Below are 21,820 nucleotides of genomic sequence, written 5' to 3' on the forward strand. Positions count from 1 at the left end.
CTCAGGAAGCCTGAATCACATCGCGTCGATCACATCAATGGGTCCTGACCCTAGGCCAGCGCCTACATGCTGGTCGGCAGCAACTCCGCATTTATCGCGAGAGCGCATTACAGGCGTCGCCTACACCGCGGTTCCAGGTGGTGGAGGGGGGAAGGAGTGGGCTTCATCACCTTCAGAGCCTAAGGCGAAACGGATCACCCGTGTCGGCTGCTTAGCCGGGGACACCTGGCACGGTTGTTATCGCTTAAGAAATTGAGCGACAATGCTGTCGCTGGCGATGAGGTTACGCAATTCCTCGACCTTGGCCGCCTCAACACCTTTGGTCGACAGCAGCGATTGGATACGATTTGCCAAAAGCGCTTGGTCGTTCGGTGTGGCTTTCACGACCTCCTGAGTCTGCTCCAATGTCAATTCTGCCACATCCAGCCGCTGCTTCGCCTCTTTTATAGCGGTGTTCACATGCTTGAGCCCAGGGGCACTGAGCCAATGGATCGACGGTCGGTCTAGCGATTTCTCGATGAATTGTCCGATGATCTCTTTGAAATTGACGTCAACTTGCTCCTCAATGGCCGGCGTCGCGACTTGGCCGTAGAGGTTGGCCGCCAACGATCCGACCTTTGCAGAAAAGCTGTCAGCCAGTTGCAGAACCTTCGCATTGGCGCAGGCGTCATAATGCGTCGCGCGGAGCGCGACCGATAGTCGTAGGAATGCCGCTCGATCCGGCTGTTCGCCCCCTGGGAAAAGTTCGCCTGGAAGGAAGAAATAACCCGGCTCGGTATTGTGCAATATCCTCATCAGGAACTGCTCTGCCACCTGGCGTCGGTCGGAACGGCAAAACGTCCCCGGCGCTTTCATCGATTTGGTGTAATTTCCCAATTGGCGGTCAATTAGAATCTCAAGCGGTCGGACCGCCGCAATCGTCAGGTAGCGCGTTGAGCATCGTCCATCTCGGAGCACCATTTCACAGGTGGGGGTGAGCACCATGAAATAGTCATAGCCGGGCGCGGTGGCGTAATAGCCATGCGCTTCTGCGAGACGCTCTGATAGCTCCTCTGTCCGCCGAAGGATGTCACCTTGCCGCAGTTCGGCTGCCGAAAACTCGCTTGTCCGGCAAGACATAAACTCAAAATTCTTCGGCACGCCGAAGCGGTCATCCCTTGGTGGCGGTTGACGCGGTTAAGATTTTGGCCGTGTTGTGCTGGCTCGTGGCAGACACCAGGAATCTGCCATTAGAGGCCAGACGGACGGGAGCGGCGCTCGATTTTGTGCTTACCTCGCCAGTCATGCGATGGCCGGATTTCACTATTTCTGGATGTGCAACCATTGTCCCGCCCTCTCATTTATTCAATGCAGATCGGATTTCAAGATCGTCCACATCGAATTCATATAGTGTCTTTAGGATCGTCTTTGCGCTGTCCAACCGCTTTGCGAGAATGCCACCCAAAGCGTCGGCCATCGCCGCGAAATTAGCCAGTTCCGCATGAAAATTGAAAGTAGCTATCAGATCACCGCCGTTTAGGCCCCGGCTGAGATTGAGCACAACGGCATCTTCGAACTGGATTGCTGATGCTACCGTAGTCTGAAGAACTTGACCGATCCGCTCGGGATGGTCTGCCAGGGCGAACATATCCGCAACCTGAGCGTCGATGTCAGGTTCCAGAAACTGGAAATTAATTCCATATCCACCGACGGGCGTGTGAGGTAGGTTGCGAGCCGCATTCACTGCGACTCGCTCTGCCGTAGCAAGCGTTTCGGACGACAGGTCGTCAATGAAAACGGATAGTCGATTAGCGTCTGCCGAGACACCCACCTTGCCGATATATGACCGAGGGTTGGCTTGGCCCATATCCTGCACCATCACCCCTTCGACATCTTGTCCTTCCGGCACGTCGAATAGGATGTTTGCGATCCAAGAAAGGCTGAAGATCGCAGGGTTGAACGCGCCAGCAATCACAATCGTTGGTTGGCGAAGATCGAGCTGCATCAATTCTACCTTGTTCCCTTTCCGCGTCTTAGGGCTGCAAACGCAGAGACGCAAGGCGGGTTTCGGCGGAAAGGGTATCAGGCTGGCGTTGGCAGTTCAGGCAGCCAGTAGCGGCTCTATATCATCCACACCTTCAGCCTTTACCGTCAGCAGATCGTAATGCGCCTGGAGGTTCAGCCAAAACTCAGGCGTGGTGCCGAGCGCCCGCGACAGACGCACGGCTGTGTCCACCGTCATCGACGTATCTTCCGAACATAGCCGCTCGATCCGCGTGCGCGGCACATGGATATGCTTGGCCAGCTTCCCCGCGCTAATTCCCATTTCATCGAGAAATTCATGCTTCAGGATTTCGCCGGGATGGACCGGCACTTGCAGCATGGTCATAGCGTTGTCCTTTCAGTGATAGTCCACAATTTCAACTTCGTCTGGGCCATTGTCGGTCCAGATGAAACAGATGCGCCATTGGCCGTTGATCCGAATCGAATGCTGCCCGGCCCGGTCGCCGGACAGCGCTTCAAGCCGATTGGCGGGAGGAACGCGAAGATCATCCAGCTTCGCAGCGGCCTCCAGCATGGCGACCTTGCGCACGGCAACCCGGAACAGATCAGACGGAAAACCCTTACCCGCCTTACCGGCCAGCACCTGTTCGATCAGTTTCCCTTTGGTGCCGTGTATCATGGATTGATACGTATCATTGTGCGATACAGATGACAAGCCCCAGTCAACCTGCAGGCGCCTTCCATGTTGCATCCATGTTGCATGGAGACGCCGTAAGCCCGCGAATTTGGCGCAAATCCGCGGATTTCGTGGGACGCCGCGAATATCAGAAAAGGGCCGCGTTTACGACCGGCCCGAAGGCAAAACCAAGGATTTCCGGGCTTTTCGATGGTAGCGGAGGAGGGACTTGAACCCCCGACACGCGGATTATGATTCCGCTGCTCTAACCAGCTGAGCTACTCCGCCCCATGGGCATCCCGCCGGCCAGTGCCCTATTGTAAGGCGTGCCCTGCGGTGAGGCGGCGCTATAAGCAGCACGGACGAATGGGTCAACGGGGTTTCAAGAGCTTCATGAAGATTCTCCGCCGCGATCATGCTCCCGCCCCCAGCGCCAATGCAGCCAAGGCCCATCCCGGCACCGCGGCTATCGCCAGAAAAGTGCCCAGCGGCACCCGCGTCCCGCCGTCGACCGACCGCCCGACCGCCATTGCCGCCAGAATCGCCAATAATCCAAGGCTTGCCGCCAGCAACAGGATGAAGGGCAAGGCCTGCCACCCGAACCATGCGCCCAGCGCGCCCAGCAGCTTGGCATCACCCAGCCCCAGCCCTTCGCGTCCCCGCACCCGCCGATAGCCCAGCGCCACGCCCAGCAGCCCCAGATAGCCCGCCAGCGCACCGATCACCCGATCCATCATCAGCACGTCTGTCGTCCAGAGCCCGATCGTGAAACCCAGAAAGGCCAGCGGCAGGGTCAGCGCGTCCGGCAACCAGAAATGCCGCCTGTCCAACACCGCCAGCGTCAGCAGCAACCAGCCGAACAGGGCCCATCCGACCCCGCCCGGATCAGGCGCGAAGCCAAAGGCCAAAGCCCCGATGATCGCGCACCCCGCTTCCACCCGCCCGTGCAGCCGATCGATCGGCGCGTCGCAGGTCCGGCAACGCCCCCGCTGCGCCAGCGCGCTCAGCATCGGGATCAGATCGACCACGCCCAGAACCCGCCCGCACCCGTCACAGACCGACCGGCCGCGAGCGACGCCCCGCCCCTGCGGCCAGCGTAATATCAGCGTGGCGAGGAAACTCCCGGCAATGGCGCCCGCGACCCCGCCCAGCATCGCGGCCAGCGGATGGATCACAGCGTCCCTTCAACCTTCAGCACGCGCGCCCCCCCGGCATCGGCAAAGCCCGCCCTGGCCAGCGCCTCGCCCAGCGTCGCGTCCGCCGTCTCCACCCGCATCTCCGCCACGTAGCGACCCGACCGCCAGATGCGCAGATTGACCTTCTCCAGTCCCGACTGGCTCACCAGCGGCAGCAGCAACGCCTCGCCATCACAGCTCGCGACGCCCGAAAGCCCCTGGGCGAGGTTAAGCCCCGGAAACTGTCCCGCCATCCGCGCCCGCACCCGCCCTTCCGCATGGCCGCAGCGATCGCCGGAAAACCAGGCCGACACATCCTGCATGACGAAGCTGCTGACCGGCAGAGGCGCAAAGGTCCGCCCCAGCGGCACCGCCCCCGTCACATCGTCGATCCCGATCCGCCCGGCCCCGACGGTCAGCGCCCCGCTCAGATCATCGGCCGCGCCATTGCGCCGCCAGACATTAAACCGCGCCCGCCCCACCAGCAGCGAAACCGGCGACAGGCCCGCATTCACGGACCCAAGCGACGTGGTCCCCAGCATCAGCTGATCGATTCCACCGCTCCAGACAGTCCCCCGCACCTCCCGCGCCGCAACGCCCAGCCGCTCCAGCCCCGCCATGCCCAATGCCATCCGCATCGGCAGGAAGATCAGGAAACCCAATGCAAACAGAACGATCAGGCCCATGCGCATCGGCCGCGAAAGCGTCAGCCCCATCATTGCCCGCCCCGCACCAGCACCGCCTGCACCGACACGCTGCCCGCCGTCGGGGAAGGCCGCGCGCTCATCGTCTCGACCCGCACACCCTGCGCCTCCAGCGCCGCCAGCCAGGAAAACAGCGCCACCGGCCGCACCGAAGCGATCGCCATGTCCAGCCGGTCCGCCCCCTGAGCCTGCGCCCGCTCCAGCGTCAGCCCGGCCTCCCCCGCGCTCTGCCCGATGAACTGTTCCAGCGGCACGCCCGCATCGACCGTTCCCGCGGCCCGCGGCAGGGATTTGAGCAGCTTCGCCTTGGCCCGGATCGCCGCATTGCGATCCGTCGCCTCAAGCAGCGCGTCATGCGCCGAACGCCGCGCCATATCGAGCGGCCGCAAAACCCCCAGCCACGCCATCACCACCGCCAGCAGGGCGAACATCACGCCCAGCATCCACTGTTCACGCGGGCTTCGTTCGCCCCACAGGCCTTGCAACCGTTCCATCATGATCGCACCGTGATATCCGCCAGCATCCGCCCGCCGGGGTCCTGCGAAGGCGTGGCCGTGATCGTGAAGCCCGCCGCCTGCAACGCCAGCAGCACATTGTTGATATCCTCTCCCCTTGCCGCGGCCAGCGTCGCGCGGATCATGCCGTCCGGGTCGCGCGACAGGGCGGTCAGCGACACGCCCGGCACGTCCTGCATCGCATTCAGCAACCCCGCCACCGGCGCGGTAAAGGCATGGCCGCCCGCCCCGCGCAGCGCGAGCTGCCGGTCCATCTCCGCCTCCGCCTGGATGAGATCGCTCGCCCCCGGCACAACCTGCCGCGCTTGGGCGAGGCTGTCGGCATCCAGCCTGCTCGCCGCGAAATGCTGCTTCGTCAATCCGACGAGCGCGATCAACAGGCTGACCAACAGGATGGCTCCGCTCCACGCCATGATCCGTCCCAGCGTCCGCCTGTCGAAAGACCGCCGCACCCTTTTGGCGAAATCGCCCTGTCGCAAATCCAGCGGCGGCCTGTCCAGCGCGGCAATCGCCCGCGCATCGATCAGCGCAGGCGCAACATCCCGCACCACCGCATCGCCGATCAACTCCGGCAGCGCCAGATCACCCGCCAGCGCGATCTCCACGCCTCGCAACACCGCCGCGCCGCCGATCATGCCACGATGAAAACCCTCCTGCGCCTCGGGCAACAGCAGAGGCGCGGGCACCATGATATCCGGGTCCAGCCCATGATGCTGCGCCCAGAGCAGCCAATGCTGCATATCCGCCCGCGCCGCGACCGCCACCTGATGCGGTCGCGCAGGATCGTCATTCCCGTCCGTCGCCGCGAACAGCTGGTCCGCCGGCACGATCCCGCCCGCCAGAGCGGCCAGCCGCGCCGCCGCCCGCCCCTGCCGTGCAGGCAGGTCGGGATAGGCCCCCTCATGCAGCGTCACCAAAGCCGCCGGAGGCACCAGCATCACCACCATATCCTCGGGCAAGGCCGCCAGCCCGCAAGCCGTAAGCCAGTTCGCGCCCGCGCCCGTCTGCGCCACGGCGCCATTCGCCACCCGCATCCACAGCGGCTCCGCGCCCGGCTCCTCGGCCATCGCGACGATCAACCCTTCGCTCACGCGCCGGTCCCCCAATTGCGGCGTATCAGCATGGCCGGGCTTTGCCGCGCGTCGATCAGCGCCCGTTCGACCACCTGCGCTCCCCCGACATCCACCGACACTTCCACTGCGAAAAATCCCGTCGTCAATTTGACCTGATTAGCCACTTCCTCCAGCGGGTTGAGCCCCGCCAGCGCCGGCACCGCCCAGAACGCCACCGTGCTGCCGTAGCCGTCCGCCGGCCGTTGCGCCAGCAATTGCCGCGCCTGCGCGACGCTGAGTTGCCCCTGCATCAGCATGGCAAAGAGCGGCGCCTGATCAGGCAGCAGCGTATTGATGTTGATCGGCGACAGGTCCGCCGTCGGCAGGGCACAGACCCATGGCCGCGCCAGCGCGTAGATGGCGGGCGTCACCCCGTTCACGGCGCGCAGTTCGCTTGGATCGACCATGAAACGATTGGCCGCGCGATAAGGCGCCGCCGCCCGCGCATAAGTCTCATCCTCCGCCCCGCCCGGCTGCGGCACGCCATCGGTGTCGATCCAGTCCGCCAGCGAAGCCGCCGCCACCTGCGCCTGCCGCGCTTCGACGCCCAGCGCCTGCAACAGCGCCTGGAATTGCGACACGCCCACCGGCCGGACCTTCAGATTCGCCTCATTCTCGCCCGCCACAACGCTGTTGAGGTTGAAGCAATTCCCCCCGTCCGTCACCCGCGCCGTCGCTATCCCGCCGGGCACCGCAATCGCCTGCGGCGTGCCCATCCAGTTCCCGGCGAGCGTCGTCCTGCCCGGATTGGCCGCCAGCAGATCCCCGATCCGCAGCCGCGCAATCTCCGTCCCGGCATCGGCAAAGGCCCGCGCCTGATCGACCGCCCCGCCATTGCCGGTCATCCGCGTCGCCAGCGCCAGCCGTTCCAGCGCGGTCGATGCGACCACCGCCATCACCGCCACCAGCAGCAACACCGTCAACAGCGCCGCGCCGCGCTCATTCCGGTTCCGGGGATCAGCCATTGGCCGCTGCCTCCTCCGGCTTCTCCACCGGCCCCGGCCCCACCAGAAAGCGCAAGGTCACGGCAGGCTCGCCCGTCCGCGTCACCGTCATCTCGACCGCGCGCGGCATCAGGTCGGGCTGGGTCGGCACCCATTCGTCCCGCCAGTCCCCCTTCGCATCGCGAAAGCGCAACGCGACATCCTCCACATGATCGAGCAAAGCCGCCGGTTCATCCCCCGCCGCGCCGTCGACCTGGCGGTAGGTCCGCCGCTCCAGCCGCCTCTGCCGCACCCAATATTCGACCTTCTGGAGCGAAGGACGCGGCAGATCGCCCAGATTGTCCCAACCGCCGCGCACGAACTGAAGGACAGGCAAAGCCTCCCCCTCCCGATGCGCCCAGAATGCGGGCGCCAGCGTCCCGGCTTCCGTGCGACTGATGCGCGGCACCGCCTGCCCGAGATCGGCGGCCAGAGCACCACCCGCCCGCTGCACCGCCGCCATATCGTCCAGCCGCAGCTTGATCTGCGCCTGCGCCGACACGCTATTGCCCAGCAACAGCACCCCCGCCGCCGCCAGCATGGCGAAGATCATCAGCGCCACCAGCAACTCGATCAGGGTGAAGCCGGATTGGGTCGATGGCGCCTTTCTCATTGCACCACCCGCACGAAACTCAGCACCACCGGCGATGCGCCAGCCTGGCCATCCACGGTCAGATCGACCTGCAACACCCTTTTGTCGTCAGTGGCCCTGACCTCCCGCGTCCAGTGCCAGCGGCGGCCGCCATTATCGACATCGCCTTCCTCATTCCCAAGCGAAGGCGGCGCGGGATCGGTCTGCACCTCCACCATCAGGTTGCGGGCGACGATCTGCCCCATCGCCTTGCTGTCGAGATCGGCCGCCGTGTGCAGGGTGACGCCCTGCAAACGCACGAGCGCCAGCGCCGCCAGACTGAACACCGCCAATGCAACCAGCATTTCCAGGAGAGTGAAGCCACCTTCCCTGGCACTTCGTGTTCCTGCGCAGGCAGCAACACGCGGCGTCATACGGTGGACACATTCAACCACCCACGACCACCTTCCCGGCCATATCAACCGTCACCGACACGCGCTCGCCCTCTCGCGCCAGCGTCACCGTCATCGGATCGGTCGGCAACCCCGTGCCGTCGAAGCCGACCTGTTGCCGCCCGTCCTTGCCGACCAGCGCCCGCGTGCCCGCTTTCCAGTTGGCGGTGACGAAGGGCTTGTCCTCCAGCTCCACCCATTGCCCCCCGTCGCGGCGCTGGAAACCATAGCCAGAGGCCGAAACCCAGACCCCCATGGGCCGCGCGGTGACGACGGCTTCGTCGCGCGCGGCGGCAACGCGCGCGGCGAAGCGGTCGGCATCCTCGATCACGCGCCCGCGCGGATTGGGAATGGCGATCACGACCACAGCCGAAATGAAACCGATGATCGTCAGCACGACCATCAGCTCGATAAGGGTAAAGCCGGCCTGCGAGCGCTCACAGCTCGCTGGAAATGATGTCGGCATTCTCATTCTCGCCACCCGGCTGGCCGTCCGCGCCCAGCGAACTGATGTCGAACGCGCCCTTCCGCCCCGGCACGACGTAACCATAGGGGCGGCCCCAGGGGTCGTTCGGCAGCTTCTTGATATAGCCCCCCCGCCGGTAACGCTGCGGCTGGGTGAGCGAAGCGGGCGGATTGATCAGCGCCTGCAACCCGTCCGTGGCCGAAGGATAGGTGAAGTTGTCGAGCCGATATTGCTCCAGCGCCTGCTCGATGGTGGAAATGTCCGCCTTCGCCTTCTCGACCCGCGCCGTGTCGGTCGCAGGGATGACGTTGATCGCCACGATCGTCGCCAGCAGTCCGATGATAACGATGACGACCATCAGCTCGACCAACGTAAACCCACTCTCTCCATCGTCATCCCCGCGAAGGCGGGGACCCATCTCCCGCACGCCGCCGCTGCTGGTGAGGTCAGGGGATGGGTCCCCGCTTCCGCGGGGATGACGGGTCCAAGAGAATAAACGCATAAACACTCCTTCAGGCCCCGGTAAGGCTCTGCAATTGCAGGATGGGCAGCAGGATGGACAGGATGATGACGGCGACAATGCCGCCCATCAGAATGATGATCACCGGCTCCAGCATGGCGAGCGCGGCGGAGGTGAAGCTGTCGAACTCCCGCTCCAGATAATCCGCCGCCCGCTCCAGCATGGTATCCAGCCGCCCCGCGCTCTCCCCGCTTGCCGCCAGATAGACCAGCAGCGGCGGAAACACCCCCGCCCGCCGCAGGGCCGCCGACAGGCTGCCGCCGCCGCGAATGGCCTCGACGATCTCCTCCGAAGCCTGCCGCAGCACCCGGTTGTGGACGGTCTGGGTAGTAAGCGACAATCCCTCCATCAACGGCAACCGGCTGGCCACCATGGTCGACAAGGTCCGCGCCATCCGCGCCGCATGCAGGTCCCGGATCAACCGCCCCAAAAGTGGCAGACGCAGCAGCATGGAATCAAACCGATAGCGAAAAGCCTCGACCTTCAGCGCCCGCCAGAAGCCGAAACCTGCCAGCCCGATCAGGATCAGCAGCAACCACCAATAGCCCGCCAGAAAGGCCGAAACCCCCATCACCATCCGCGTCAGCAGCGGCAATTGCTGGCCGACCGTATCGAACTGCTCCACCACCTTGGGCACGACGAAGATCATCAGCGCCGCGACCACGCACACGGCAAAGGCCGCCAGCACGCTCGGATAGGCGATCGCGGTCAGCACCTTGGACCGCATCACCGCCTGCCGCTCCATCAATTCGGACAACCGCTCCATGATCGTCGGCAGGCTGCCCGAACTTTCACCGGCAGAGATCATCGCGCGATAGAGCGCCGGAAAGCTCCTCGGCTCCGCAGACAGCGCTTCGGCCAGCCGCCGCCCTTCCAGCACACCCGAATGCACCTTGCCGACGATCGCCTGGACATGCGGCTGCTCGCTCTGCCGCCCGATGGTACGCAGCGCCTCCTCCAGCGGACTGACCTCGATCAGCGTCGACAATTGCCGCGTGAACAGCGTCAGTTCCTTGGCCGACAGGCGCGGCGCCCGCAGCGACAATCCTGCCCTTTTGCGCGCCTTTTCCACCGCTCCCGGCTCGATCCGCACGATGAACAGCCTGCGCGCGTCCAGCCGGGCGCGGGCATCGTCCATCGTATCGGCCTTGACCCGCCCCAAGCGCTCCTTCCCCGCAGGGTCGATCGCGATATAGTCGAACTCAGCCATCGGCGATGGTTTCCACCTCGCCCGCATCGCGCCGCGAAACGCGGATCGCCTCTTCGGCGGTCGTCTGCCCGTCGCGCACCAGCGCCCGCGCCGCCGACCCCAGATTGGGCGCGTTCAGGAAAGCATGGCGCGCGATCAGCGATTCATCGCCGCCGTCATTGATCAGGCGACGGATGGTATCATCCACCCGGATCGCCTCGAACACACCGATCCGGCCCTTGTAACCGGAACCATTGCACTCCTCGCACCCGCGCGCCCGATAGATGATCGTCCCCGGATCGAAGCCCAACAGCGCACTGGCCGACTTGTCCGCCTGCACCGGCTCCCGGCAATGCTGGCAGAGCCGCCGCACCAGCCGCTGCGCAATGACGGCGCGCAGGGTCGACGCCAGCAGAAACGGCTCCACCCGCATGTCGCGCATCCGCGTGATCGCGCCCACGGCATCATTGGTATGCACGGTCGACAGCACCAGATGCCCCGTCAGCGAGGCTTGAACGGCAATCTCCGCCGTCTCCCGGTCGCGAATTTCGCCCACCATCACCACATCGGGGTCCTGCCGCAAAATCGCTCGCAGCCCCGCCGCGAAGGTCAGCCCGACCTTCGCATTCACCTGCGTCTGCCCGACGCCCTCGATCGCATATTCGACCGGGTCCTCGACGGTCAGGATATTGCGCGTCCCGTCGTTAAGCGTCCGCAACCCGGCATAAAGCGTCGTCGTCTTGCCCGACCCCGTAGGCCCGGTGACGAGGATGATCCCGTTCGGCTCGCGCAAGCCCTCCCGGAAAATCCGGTCCGCCGCCCCCGCCATGCCCAGCAGGTCAAGGTTCATCCCCGCATTCTCCTTGTCGAGAATACGCAGCACCACCCGCTCCCCCGCCCGGCTCGGCAGGGTCGACACGCGCACGTCGAGCAGCTTCCCACCCAAGGTCAGGCCGATCCGCCCATCCTGCGGCACGCGCCGCTCGGCAATGTCGAGCCGCGCCATCACCTTGATGCGGCTGACGATCACCGGCGCGACATGCGGCGGCATGCGCAATGTCTCGCGCAGCACGCCATCGACGCGCATCCGCACGATCAGGCCCGTTTCATATGGCTCGATATGAATATCCGACACGCCCTGCCGCGCCGCCTCGGCGATGATGCCGTTGATCAGGCGGATCGCCGGCGCATCGTCCGCGCTGTCGAGCAGATCGTCCGCCGTCGGGATATCGGCGGCCAGCATATCCAGCTCATCCGCCCCGACATCGATGGACCCGGCCATCGCGGCCGCGCTGCCCTCCATCGCATAATGGTCGGACAGGTGCCTGTCGAACTGCGGCCCGTCGACGAAACGGACATCGAAACTGCGCGCCAGATGCCGCCGCACTTCGAGCAATATGCGCGGATCGCTCCCCTCGCGCACGGCGATGGTCAGCCGCTCCCCGTCCAGAGGCAGCATGACGACGCCATGCTTGCGCGCAAAGACATAGGGGATGTCGACCGCGCGCGGCGCCACATGCGGGGGAATGGGATCGGGCTGGACCGCGGCTGCTTCACTCACCGCTTCTCTCCGCTTGTCGGGACAGGACGCACGACGCCGCTCGACTGGCGGGCGGTCGGTTCGATGATTTCGGCGGGCGGCTGCACCACGCTGTCGCCCGGCTGCGGCACGGCGGCAGGCGGCGTCGCGCCCATATAGTCGCGCACCAGTTCATCGATGCTGGGTTCGGCATCGGGATTGCGCTGCAACTGCATGCCGCGAATATAGCCATAGCGCTGCTGCGTCAGCTTCTGCGCATCTTCCTTCGACCGCAATATGGTCGGCCGGATGAAGACCATCAGGTTCGTCTTGGTCCGGTTCTTGCTGCGCGACTTGAACAGTTCGCCAATGCCCGGAATGTCGGACAGCAGCGGAATGCGCTCGATCGTCTTGCGCTCATTATCGTCCAGCAGGCCGCCCAGCGCCAATATCTCGCCATCATCGACCGTCACGGTCGTCTCGATCTCGCGCTTGTTGATGATGAGGTCGCTGTTGCTGCTGGAAACCGGCCCCGAGACGCTCGACACTTCCTGCTTCAGGAACAGCTTGATCGCGCCGCCGGTATTGATCTGGGGCTTCACTTCCAGCTTGATGCCGACATCCTGCCGCTGGACGGTGCGGAACTGGTTGTCGAAATTCTGGCTGAGCGCCTCGCCGGTCGTCACCGGCACCTGCTGCCCGACAAGAATGGACGCCTTCTGATTGTCCAGCGTCATGATCGACGGCGTCGACAGGACATTGCTGTCGGTGTCGGACTTCACCGCATTGATGATCGCACCGAAAATGCCATTTTTCCCGATCTGGGTGCCCAGCCCGCCGATAATGCCGGTCGCGCTCGACAGACTGTCGACCGCGGCCTGTTGCAGCGAACTGGCAAGGTCGCTGTTCGTCTGCGTTTCGGTCGTGGTGGTGGTGCCGTCCGCCGCCTCCACCGTGGTCTTGGTCGTGCCGAGCTGGGTCGAGCCATAAGCGCCCGCCAACGTCAACAGGCTGGGCGAAGCATTGGAATAGTTGGTTGCCGCAAAACCCGTCTTGGTGCTGCCGATCAGGAACTGCACGCCCAGCTTCTTCGCGGCGGCATCGCTGATCTCGACAATGATCGCCTCCACCAGCACCTGCTCGCGCCGCGTGTCGATCTGGCGGATCGTCTCGCCCAGCATCCGCTGCACGTCGCTATTGGCGGCCACGATGATCGCATTGGCGCCCTCATAGCGCGTGACGATCGCCGGTCCCCGCGTCGAAATGCCGCCGCTGCCGGACCCGCCCGCGCTCGCCACCACCGAAGACGCCGCAGCCGGCATGGCCGAAGGCGCCCCGCCCGCCGCCGGGGTCGAAGCCGTCACCGCCGAGCCGGTAGACTGGCCGATCAGTTGCTGCAACACCGGCAACAGCTTCTCGGCATCGGCATGCTCCAGCCAGTAAACGCGGATCTCCGTCCCGCTCGCCGCCTGCCGGTCAAGATCGCGCGCCATCTGCGCCAGCCGCGCCACGGTCCCCGCATCGCCCCGGATGGCCACGGCATTGCTGCTGTCGATCGGCACGATGGTCGCGGGCTTGGCCGCCCCATCCCCGCCCGTCGTCACCAGAGCCTGCAAGGATGTCGCAATCTCCCGCGCGCCTGCATTTCTCAGCACGACGGTCGTTGTCGAAGCCGTATCCCGGTCGATCCGCGCAATCACCTGCCGGATGCGCCCGATATTATCGGCATAGTCCGCCACCACCACGCTGTTCCCGGCCCGGTTCGCGGTCACGGAGCCGTCCTTGCTCACCAAGGGGCGCAGCGTTTCCAGAGCACTCGCCGCATCGATCGATCGCAGCCGGAAAACCTCCGTCACGAACTGGTTGCGATTGGCCGCCCGGCCCACGGTGCTGGGCTGCCCCGCCGCCCCGTCCGCCGGCTGTATCCGATAGGCCCCGCCCGGCGCCGGCACCGCCACCAGCCCGTTGGCCCGCAAAGTCGACAGGAAAATCTCGAAATATTCCGACCGCGACAGGGGCCTGTCCGTCACGACCGACACCTTTCCAGCCACGCGATTGTCGATGATGAAGGTCCGCCCCGTCACCCGCGCCGCATCCTGGATGAAGGCCCGGATATCGGCATCCCGCACGTTCAGCGTCTGCTGCGCCATGACAGGCGAAGCGATCGGCGCGGCGAGCGCAAGCGCCATGGCGGCGGAAAGAAGCAATTTTCTGGTCATTGGCCTTGCAGAGTCAGATTGACCGAGGACACGGCAGCACCACGCTCGACGGTCAGGGAAATGCGCGCGCCGGGCATGATCTTGCCCTGCAACGCCTGAAGATCACCCACTGAACCGACCGGCTGGCCGTCAATCTGGGTGACGATATCGCCGGGCTGGAAACCGGCCTGCTGGAACCCCGGCCCCCTGGGCTGGAGGATAAGCCCGCTCACCCGCCCATTCTGCATGCGCGGCGTAAAACCGACATCGCGCTTCAGCATGTCGGCGCTCGGATTGTCCATCCCCACCATCGGCCGGGGAGGCGAACCGGCAGGCACCCCGCCGCCGGGCGCAACCATGGGCGCGGGCTGCGACTGATCGAGGAAAACCTGCTCCTCCGCCCCGCCGCGATCGATGCTGATATGGTCGAACGCCACGGCCTTCAGCACCACGCCGGGCATGATCTCCTCGCCCACGGCAAAGCTGTTCTGCACCCCATCCGGCCCGGCGACGATCGCCGACCCCTGGCCGGAGCCTTCATTCAACCTTATCCCGTAAACCGTCAGCGCCAGCGAAGTGACCACTCCGCCGTTCGCCTGGCCCGGCCCGCCACGATAGAAAGGATCGAAGCCGGTAAACAGCGCCTGCCGCTCCGCCGTGGAGAGGATGCGCGCCTGCCGCCCTTCCCAGGGCCCGAAACTGCCTGCCGGGGTCAGCACGGCCCAGACCAGTCCCGCGCATTGCAGCGCCAGCAACCCCAGCAACAGCTTCTCGACCAGCGACAGCCAGTCGATCGGCCGCAGCCGCCCACCCGCATTCCGGATATGATCGCCAAAAGGCACACGCATGAGCGTCGTTGATCCCCCTTTGCTAACGGCGCCTGCTAGGAAACTGCTTTTACTGCCGGATGACACTCTTGTTACGCTTTTATGACAAGCGCAACGACGGAAGCGACGGTGCTTGCATTTCGCGCGGCCAGCGATCGCCCCCCCGCGTCCAGCCATTACAGCTTCGTCTCCCCGGACCTGGCCGGGGGTCCCGCTGCCTTTTCAGGAGCGCTCCCAGAATCGGGGCGCTTCCACCAGTTCCTCATATGCCCCGGCCGCCTCTGCCAGCAGCTTCCGCTTCTTCTTCGGCCGGACCCGCGCCTCATCCGCCAACCCATATTCCGCCAACAGCGCCGGCGCCGCGATCAGATCGTTCAATGTCCCCAGCCCCGTCTGCACCTCTTCCAGCGCCGCGATGAACTTCGCCTGCCGCCGCCGCTGCTTCTTTCCATCGAACAGGCCTGCAAAAAATTCAGAGGCATAGCGCAGCTTCTTCGCATCCTTGCGCACCTCATGCCGCGCCTCATCATCCAGCTTCGCCAGATGCGCCCCCCGCTTCACGATCCGCTTGCGCAACCGCTGCAACCGCCGAACGGCGAAATCCACCGCCAGCCCGGAACCTTCGCCCTGACCCGCGCCCAACGCCAGCCATTCCACCAGATCGATCAGCAGCGCCCGCACCCGCGCGGACTCCAGCCATTGCCGCACCCGATCATGCGCCTGCGCCCGCGCGGCCTCCAGCCGCTCGCGCAGTTCCTCATCCTGCGCCAGCACATCCAGATCGCGCGCCTCGCCCAGCACCGCCGCAAGCCACTTCAACTCCCCCTGAAAGCGCGCCACATCCGCTTCTTCCAGTATCGGCCTGAACAACCACAAGGCTGAACGCAGCCGCCGGACCGCCACCCGCGCCTGATGCAGCGCCCTGTCGTCATAATGATCCAGCAGCAGCGCCTCGTTCAAACGATAATGGCGCAGGCAACTCCCGCCGATCCGCAGAAAAGCTTCCCCCGCGGCCATGGACGGATCGAGCGCCACCGGTTCCGCCTTGACGGAAAGCGCAACCGCATCCCGCAGCCTGTATCCCCGCTCGGCCTTGGTCATGACACCCGGCCGCACCGCCAGTTCCGCATCCACCCGCCGCGCAAAACGGAAAAGCGCGTCCGGCGCGCCCGATTTCAATTCCAGTTCGATCTCGCAAATCGGCGCCTGCCGGTCGCCAGCGCTGACCTGCCCACGGTCAAGCACCAGCTCGATCTCGGCGGCATCCTCCGCCACGATCCAGGTCCGCCGCTCGACATCGACATGAAAGGCCGGCTCCATGGCATGCACAGCCTCGCCCAGCATAGCCGCCACCGGCGTGCGCGCGTCCAGCACCGGCACATCGTCCGCCACCGGCATTTCCCACTCCGCCCGCGCGAACAGGCCAGTACCGCTCCCGATCCTGCCACCCCCGATCCTGTCGTCGCCGTCGGCCTTGACCGTCTGAACCCGCTTGCCCCCCGAACGCCGGATGCGCAAACTCATCCCCCGCCCGGCCAGGTCCCGATCGGGCGTGTCGAAATAGATCGCCTGCAACGCCGTCGCATGGCTGTCCGCCGGAAGGAAGGCCAACCGCCCGAACGCGTCGGCAGCGTCCGGCGCCAGCTCCAGCTTCAGTTCGATTTCCCGATTCAAGGCGCCGCCTCCGCGCATTTTGCCGGATCAGCGCTCTACCATGAACCGTCCGGAATCGAAAATGGCCGATCCGCCAAAGACGGCAAAACCAAGGGGCGCCGCCCATTGCTGGACGACGCCCCCGCTCCCTGCACCCAGGGTGTTCGCCTTTGCGCGTTTCAGCGCATGGCGTAACTCGTCTGCAACCGGCCCAGCGCCTTGCGGTCCCGCGAAGACGCCGCCGGAACCAGCGCAGCCAGCGCCAAACCGAAAATCGCCGCCGCTCTCCGCATCCGGTTTCTCCAGAAAAACCCTCTATCCCGGCATCAAGTATTTCACTTTGATGACACCACCACAAGGGCGCGGGAAAGGCAAAAAAAGGATTTTTATCGGCCTATTTTCAGTCTCTTATAATTTTTCGCAATAGCGTCATAAAAGTGCAATCGAATGAGGGAGTTACCCGCCAGCCCGATTCGAATCGCAACAAGGGACGCGAAGCTTCCTCAGCCGAACCACCGCGCGAAAACCGAACATGCAGGGAAAGGGTCCGGAGGGTTCTGTTGCCCGGCCCCTCCGGCGGCCGCTGAATTCCCTTCTGTTGCCCGGTGGGTTCAACCGCGTTCTTTTTGGGTAATGTCCGGCCGTGAGGCCATCAATTACGCAGCAAGAGCAAGAGCCTCGTTATCGTTGGCACTTACGTGTTTTGAACATTTTTACGGCATACTCAGGCCGGGTGAAGACATCGCTTTTCAACACACGTCGATCCTAGTTCGGCCCCGTCAATCACCCCGCGAAAGCGGGATGGATGGTGGAGCCGCCGGGTACTGCCCCCGGGTCCGCTGCGCCTATTGCACGACACGATTTATCACCATAGCCGGGCGAACCCGGCACCGGCCTATATGGAGCGGCCCGTCGCGTTTATCAAGCCGCGCAATGACCATCCCGGTATCATCACGCCGCCCACTTCCCCAACCCCCAATCCCACGCTAAAGCCCTTCCCATGATCCTCGTCATCGACAATTACGACAGCTTCACCTGGAACCTGGTCCATTATCTCATGGAACTGGGCGCGCAGGTCGAAGTCGTCCGCAACGACGCCATTTCGGCGGGACAGGCGCTCTCCACCGGCGCGCAGGCCTTCCTGCTCTCCCCCGGCCCCTGCACCCCCAATGAAGCGGGCGTCAGCCTGGACCTCGTCGCCGCCTGCGCCGACGCGGGCGCGCCGCTCCTGGGCGTATGCCTCGGCCACCAGTCGATCGGCCAGCATTTCGGCGGCAAGGTCGTGCGCGGCGGCCTGATGCATGGCAAGACCTCTCCGGTCAGCCATGACGGCACCGGCCTGTTCGAAGGGCTCCCCTCCCCCTTCATCGCGACCCGCTATCACTCGCTGATCGTCGAGGACATTCCCGACAGCCTCATCGTCAACGCCACCAGCGCGGACGGATCGGTCATGGGCTTCCGCCACAAGGACCTGCCGATCCATTCGGTCCAGTTCCATCCGGAAAGCATCGCCACCGAACATGGCCATGACATGCTGGCCAATTTCATGCGCATCGCGGGCATCCCCGTCCACGAACGCGCGGCTGCCTGAAGCGCTTTTTCCTGTCCTACAGCATCGCCGCCGCGCTAGGTGGAGGACAGCTCTTTGACCCGTCGGAAAAATAGGAAATGGCGCTTTCCCGCGCTTTGATCGTGTCACCTGTGTCACTCCGGATTTCGTTTCCGTAACGACTTTCCTGACTGCGCATCTCGACTCCGGCCCCGTCCCGTGATTAAGGCAGCGTCGATGACCAGCCTGCCTGATCCCGCCACGCCGCTCGACGCGCAACAGGCCGCCATGGCCTTCGACCTGCTGTTCGATGCCGACCTTCCCGAAGCGGACATTGCGGGCTTCCTCGTCACCATGGCCCGCCGGGGCGAGACGGCCACGGAAATCGCCGCCGCCGCCCGCGCGATGCGCAGCCGCATGATCCCGGTCCGGGCGCCCACAGGCGCCGTCGACGTCTGCGGCACGGGCGGCGACGGCCACCACACGCTCAACGTGTCCACCGCCGTGTCGCTGGTGGTCGCGGCCGCCGGCGTCCCGGTCGCCAAGCACGGCAACCGCGCCGCCTCTTCGAAAGCCGGCGCCGCCGATACGCTGGAAGCCCTCGGCCTCGATCTCGATCGAGCGGCCGCAACGGCCGAAGCGACGCTGGCCGACCTCGGCATCTGCTTCCTCTTCGCGCAGAACTGCCACCCCGCGCTGAAACGCCTCGGCCCGATCCGCAAGGCGATCGGCGAACGCACCATCTTCAATCTGATGGGTCCGCTCGCCAATCCGGCCGGGGTGCGCCGCCAACTGGTCGGCATCGCCCGCCCCGCCTACGTCCCCATTTATGCCGAAGCGCTGGCGGAACTGGGCGTCGACCGCGCCATGATCATTTCCGGCGACGAGGGACTGGACGAACTTTCGCTCGCTGGCGGCAATGATCTGGCGGAAGTGAGGGGCCACCATCTGGTCGCCATGCACCGGCTGACCGCGGCGGAACTCGGCCTCTCCACCCATCCGGTCGAGGCGATCAAGGGCGGCGACCCTGCCCATAATGCCGCCGCCCTGCGCGCCCTGCTGCAAGGCGAAGCGGGGCCTTACCGGGACGCGGTGTTGCTGAACGCCGCCGCTGCCCTTGTCGTCGCGGACGCCGTATCCGATTTCCGCGAAGGCGTGGAGGAAGCTGCCGAAACCATCGATCGCGGCCTTGCCAACGCGCTCCTCAATTGCTGGATTGCCTATAAATGACCAACAAGCTGATCGAAATCTGCGATGTGAAGCGGGGGGAAGTCGCCCGCCGCAAGGCCGCGATCACGGTTTCCTCGCTCCACGCCCGCGCCGCCGAACAGACGCCCCCGCGCGGCTTCCGCAAGGCGCTGGACGATGCTGCCCACGCCGGTTTCGGCCTGATCGCGGAAATCAAGAAGGCCAGCCCCTCCAAGGGCCTGATCCGCCCGGATTTCGACCCGCCCGCCCATGCCCAGGCCTATGCGGCCGGTGGCGCGGCCTGCCTGTCGGTGTTGACCGACGAACCTTATTTTCAGGGCCATGACGACTATCTGATGGCCGCCCGCTCCGCCTGCGCCCTGCCGGTGCTGCGCAAGGATTTCATGGTCGATCCCTGGCAGGTGCTGGAAAGCCGCTCGCTCGGTGCCGACGCGATCCTGATCATCGTCGCCGCACTGGACGACAATCAGATGGCGGAGATAGAGGACGCCGCGCTCGGCCTCGGCATGGACGCCCTGATCGAAGTGCATGACGCGCAGGAACTGGAGCGTGCGATGAAACTCCGCTCGCGCCTCATCGGCGTCAATAATCGCGACCTGCGCGACTTCACCGTCGATTTCGCCCGTACCTATGAACTGGTCGGCCAGGCCCCCGAGGGCTGTACCTTCGTCGCGGAAAGCGGCATCACCGGCCATGCCGACCTCACCGCCATGTCGGACCACGGGGTCCGCTGCTTCCTGGTCGGCGAAACCCTCATGAGGCAGGCCGATGTGGAAACGGCAACCCGCAACCTGCTGACGGGCCTATGAACAAGCTCACCCATCTGGACGAGGACGGCTCGGCCCGCATGGTCGATGTCTCGGCCAAGGCGGTGACGACCCGCGAGGCGATCGCGACGGGCCGCATCGACATGAGCGGGGAAGCCGCGACGGCCATCGCCCAGGGCCTAGTGAAAAAGGGCGATGTCCTCGCCGTCGCCCGCGTTGCCGGGATCATGGCCGCCAAGCGCACGGCCGATCTGATCCCGCTCTGCCACCCCATCCCGCTCAGCTCCGTCAGCATCGCCTTCCATCTGGATGACGGCGGCGTCACCGTCACGGCGACCGCGAAGACCGCCAGCCAGACCGGCGTCGAAATGGAAGCGCTCACGGCCGCATCGGTCGCGCTGCTGACCATTTACGACATGGCGAAGGCGATCGACAAAGCCATGATCATCGGCGACGTCCGCCTGCTCGCCAAGACCGGCGGAAAATCCGGTGACTGGCGCGCGCCATGAACCTGATCCCGGTCGCAGAGGCGCAAAGCCGCCTGATGGCGCTGGCGGCGCCCCTGCCGACCGAACGGCTCGCCATTCCCGCCTGCGCGGGACGCTGGCTGACCCAGGACGTCGCCGCGCTGCGCGACCAGCCCTGGGCCGATCTTTCCGCCATGGATGGCTATGCGATCCGCGCCGGCGAATGGCCCGGACCATGGCAGGTCACGGCGGAAAGCGCGGCCGGCGGCCCCCTGCCCCCCGCCCTCGCCCCCGGCGAATCCTGCCGCATCTTCACCGGCGCGCCCCTGCCCCAGGGCGCGGACAGCGTCCTGATTCAAGAGGAAGCCGCCCGGGACGGAGACATGGTGCGCGGATTGGGCAACGAACTGGCGCAAGGCCGCAATGTGCGCCCCGCCGCTTCGGATTTTTGCAAGGATGGCCTGCTGCTCAGAGCCGGCATGGCGGCCGGCCCCGCCCAGATCGCCCTTGCGGTGCTGGGTGGTCACGGGACCTTGCCGGTCGCCCGCCGCGCGCGCATCGCCCTGCTCTCCACCGGCAATGAACTGGTCCCGCCCGGCGCACCCACCCTGCAAGGCCAGTTGCCGTCTTCCAACGCCCCCATGTTGGCCGCCCTGCTCAACAGCCTGCCCTGTGACGTCATCGATCTCGGGATCGTGCCCGACGATCTCGACAGCATCACCAACGCCTTCGCCCATGCCCGCGATGCCGACATCATCGTCTCGACCGGCGGCGCTTCCGTGGGCGATCACGATATCGTCCGTCCCGCCTTCGCCCGCGCTGGCGGCTCGCTCGATTTCTGGAAAATCCGTATGCGGCCAGGCAAGCCGCTAATGGCCGGCACGCTTGGCCCGGCCATCTTCCTCGGGCTGCCGGGCAACCCGGTATCGGCCTTCGTCACCGCGACGCTGTTCCTGCTACCGCTGGTCCGCCATCTGATGGGCGCGGCCTCACCCCTGCCCCGCACCACTACCGCGACGCTCGCCACGCCATTGATCGCCACCGGAGAACGAGACGATTATCTCCGCGCCTTCCGCGCGGAAACGGGCATCGTCTCCCTGACGTCGCAGGATAGCGCGGCCACCGCTGCCATGGCGATAGCCGACTGCCTGATCCTGCGCCCTTCCGGATCTCCCCCTGCCGCCACCGGCGATCCCGTGACCATCCTGCCCCTCGCATAAGGAAAGGGGCCGCCGACACGACCCCTTCCAGTATAATCCCGATGCGATGGTGGCGACATTCAGAT

Annotated in this window: 23 protein-coding genes, 1 tRNA gene and 1 other RNA gene; 5 read left to right on the forward strand and 20 right to left on the reverse strand. The window is 65.2% G+C overall.

Translation table 11 applies throughout. The features are described from left to right. Positions 1 to 237: 237 nt before the first annotated feature. The 20 genes from RUH75_RS14780 to ssrA form a co-directional block, all read right to left on the reverse strand. Positions 238 to 1,140, reverse strand: coding sequence for a hypothetical protein (locus RUH75_RS14780; protein WP_313807284.1), 903 nt, complete (start codon positions 1,138 to 1,140; stop codon positions 238 to 240). A 196-nt stretch (positions 1,141 to 1,336) separates the two neighbouring features. Then, positions 1,337 to 1,984 (reverse strand): hypothetical protein, encoded by a 648-nt coding sequence (locus RUH75_RS14785; RefSeq protein WP_313807286.1) that lies wholly within the window; start codon positions 1,982 to 1,984, stop codon positions 1,337 to 1,339. 96 nt (positions 1,985 to 2,080) lie between these two features. After that, on the reverse strand, positions 2,081 to 2,368 hold the full coding sequence (locus RUH75_RS14790; protein WP_313807288.1) for a HigA family addiction module antitoxin: 288 nt from the start codon (positions 2,366 to 2,368) through the stop codon (positions 2,081 to 2,083). A 12-nt stretch (positions 2,369 to 2,380) separates the two neighbouring features. Further along, a complete protein-coding gene (locus tag RUH75_RS14795; RefSeq protein WP_313807290.1) occupies positions 2,381 to 2,734 on the reverse strand; it encodes a type II toxin-antitoxin system RelE/ParE family toxin in 354 nt (117 codons plus the stop codon). A 136-nt stretch (positions 2,735 to 2,870) separates the two neighbouring features. Then, positions 2,871 to 2,947: transfer RNA gene (locus RUH75_RS14800), tRNA-Met, on the reverse strand. A 125-nt stretch (positions 2,948 to 3,072) separates the two neighbouring features. Then, a complete protein-coding gene (locus RUH75_RS14805) occupies positions 3,073 to 3,834 on the reverse strand; it encodes an A24 family peptidase (protein WP_313807292.1) in 762 nt (253 codons plus the stop codon). Further along, complete coding sequence (gspN, locus tag RUH75_RS14810; protein ID WP_313807294.1) at positions 3,831 to 4,553, reverse strand: type II secretion system protein N; 723 nt, start codon at positions 4,551 to 4,553, stop codon at positions 3,831 to 3,833. Before gspN ends, RUH75_RS14805 begins: the two co-directional genes overlap by 4 nt. After that, positions 4,550 to 5,035, reverse strand: coding sequence for a type II secretion system protein M (locus RUH75_RS14815; protein WP_313807296.1), 486 nt, complete (start codon positions 5,033 to 5,035; stop codon positions 4,550 to 4,552). Before RUH75_RS14815 ends, gspN begins: the two co-directional genes overlap by 4 nt. Next, on the reverse strand, positions 5,032 to 6,120 hold the full coding sequence (gene gspL, locus RUH75_RS14820; RefSeq protein WP_313807353.1) for a type II secretion system protein GspL: 1,089 nt from the start codon (positions 6,118 to 6,120) through the stop codon (positions 5,032 to 5,034). The genes RUH75_RS14815 and gspL overlap by 4 nt, the downstream gene beginning before the upstream one ends. A 20-nt stretch (positions 6,121 to 6,140) precedes the next feature. Next, positions 6,141 to 7,130, reverse strand: coding sequence for a type II secretion system minor pseudopilin GspK (gene gspK, locus RUH75_RS14825; RefSeq protein WP_313807298.1), 990 nt, complete (start codon positions 7,128 to 7,130; stop codon positions 6,141 to 6,143). Next, positions 7,123 to 7,761, reverse strand: a complete 639-nt coding sequence (gspJ, locus tag RUH75_RS14830) for a type II secretion system minor pseudopilin GspJ (RefSeq protein WP_313807300.1) — start codon at positions 7,759 to 7,761, stop codon at positions 7,123 to 7,125. Before gspJ ends, gspK begins: the two co-directional genes overlap by 8 nt. Continuing rightward, positions 7,758 to 8,153, reverse strand: coding sequence for a type II secretion system minor pseudopilin GspI (gspI, locus tag RUH75_RS14835; protein WP_313807302.1), 396 nt, complete (start codon positions 8,151 to 8,153; stop codon positions 7,758 to 7,760). Before gspI ends, gspJ begins: the two co-directional genes overlap by 4 nt. A gap of 13 nt (positions 8,154 to 8,166) precedes the next feature. Beyond that, positions 8,167 to 8,637 (reverse strand): GspH/FimT family pseudopilin, encoded by a 471-nt coding sequence (locus tag RUH75_RS14840; protein ID WP_409592372.1) that lies wholly within the window; start codon positions 8,635 to 8,637, stop codon positions 8,167 to 8,169. Next, entirely contained in the window at positions 8,609 to 9,055 is a 447-nt protein-coding gene (gspG, locus tag RUH75_RS14845) for a type II secretion system major pseudopilin GspG (protein WP_313807304.1), read from the reverse strand. The genes RUH75_RS14840 and gspG overlap by 29 nt, the downstream gene beginning before the upstream one ends. A gap of 94 nt (positions 9,056 to 9,149) precedes the next feature. Continuing rightward, a complete protein-coding gene (gene gspF / locus RUH75_RS14850; RefSeq protein WP_313807306.1) occupies positions 9,150 to 10,367 on the reverse strand; it encodes a type II secretion system inner membrane protein GspF in 1,218 nt (405 codons plus the stop codon). Next, positions 10,360 to 11,907, reverse strand: a complete 1,548-nt coding sequence (gspE, locus tag RUH75_RS14855; protein ID WP_409592373.1) for a type II secretion system ATPase GspE — start codon at positions 11,905 to 11,907, stop codon at positions 10,360 to 10,362. Before gspE ends, gspF begins: the two co-directional genes overlap by 8 nt. Then, positions 11,904 to 14,084 carry a type II secretion system secretin GspD gene (gene gspD, locus RUH75_RS14860; protein WP_313807308.1) on the reverse strand — a complete coding sequence of 727 codons (2,181 nt, stop codon included), beginning with the start codon at positions 14,082 to 14,084 and terminating at the stop codon, positions 11,904 to 11,906. The genes gspE and gspD overlap by 4 nt, the downstream gene beginning before the upstream one ends. Further along, positions 14,081 to 14,911: a type II secretion system protein N gene (locus tag RUH75_RS14865; RefSeq protein WP_313807310.1), complete on the reverse strand. Its 831-nt coding sequence runs from the start codon at positions 14,909 to 14,911 to the stop codon at positions 14,081 to 14,083. Before RUH75_RS14865 ends, gspD begins: the two co-directional genes overlap by 4 nt. 201 nt (positions 14,912 to 15,112) lie before the next feature. Continuing rightward, positions 15,113 to 16,564: a CHAD domain-containing protein gene (locus RUH75_RS14870; protein WP_313807312.1), complete on the reverse strand. Its 1,452-nt coding sequence runs from the start codon at positions 16,562 to 16,564 to the stop codon at positions 15,113 to 15,115. A 563-nt stretch (positions 16,565 to 17,127) separates the two neighbouring features. Further along, positions 17,128 to 17,472: a transfer-messenger RNA gene (gene ssrA, locus RUH75_RS14875) on the reverse strand. Between the two features lie 71 nt (positions 17,473 to 17,543). Here ssrA and RUH75_RS14880 point away from each other — a divergent pair. The 5 genes from RUH75_RS14880 to RUH75_RS14900 all read left to right on the forward strand — a co-directional run bounded on the left by RUH75_RS14880 (position 17,544) and on the right by RUH75_RS14900 (position 21,755). After that, the gene (locus RUH75_RS14880) at positions 17,544 to 18,134 is read left to right on the forward strand and encodes an aminodeoxychorismate/anthranilate synthase component II (RefSeq protein WP_313807314.1); all 591 of its coding nucleotides are present in this window, start codon (positions 17,544 to 17,546) and stop codon (positions 18,132 to 18,134) included. A gap of 195 nt (positions 18,135 to 18,329) precedes the next feature. Then, positions 18,330 to 19,322, forward strand: coding sequence for an anthranilate phosphoribosyltransferase (trpD, locus tag RUH75_RS14885; protein WP_313807316.1), 993 nt, complete (start codon positions 18,330 to 18,332; stop codon positions 19,320 to 19,322). Beyond that, entirely contained in the window at positions 19,319 to 20,110 is a 792-nt protein-coding gene (gene trpC / locus RUH75_RS14890) for an indole-3-glycerol phosphate synthase TrpC (RefSeq protein ID WP_313807318.1), read from the forward strand. Before trpD ends, trpC begins: the two co-directional genes overlap by 4 nt. Then, positions 20,107 to 20,577 (forward strand): cyclic pyranopterin monophosphate synthase MoaC, encoded by a 471-nt coding sequence (gene moaC, locus RUH75_RS14895; protein ID WP_313807320.1) that lies wholly within the window; start codon positions 20,107 to 20,109, stop codon positions 20,575 to 20,577. Before trpC ends, moaC begins: the two co-directional genes overlap by 4 nt. Continuing rightward, entirely contained in the window at positions 20,574 to 21,755 is a 1,182-nt protein-coding gene (locus tag RUH75_RS14900; RefSeq protein ID WP_313807322.1) for a molybdopterin molybdotransferase MoeA, read from the forward strand. Before moaC ends, RUH75_RS14900 begins: the two co-directional genes overlap by 4 nt. Positions 21,756 to 21,820 lie beyond the last annotated feature (65 nt).

This window comes from Sphingobium sp. (assembly GCF_032153725.1).
Lineage (GTDB): Bacteria > Pseudomonadota > Alphaproteobacteria > Sphingomonadales > Sphingomonadaceae > Sphingobium.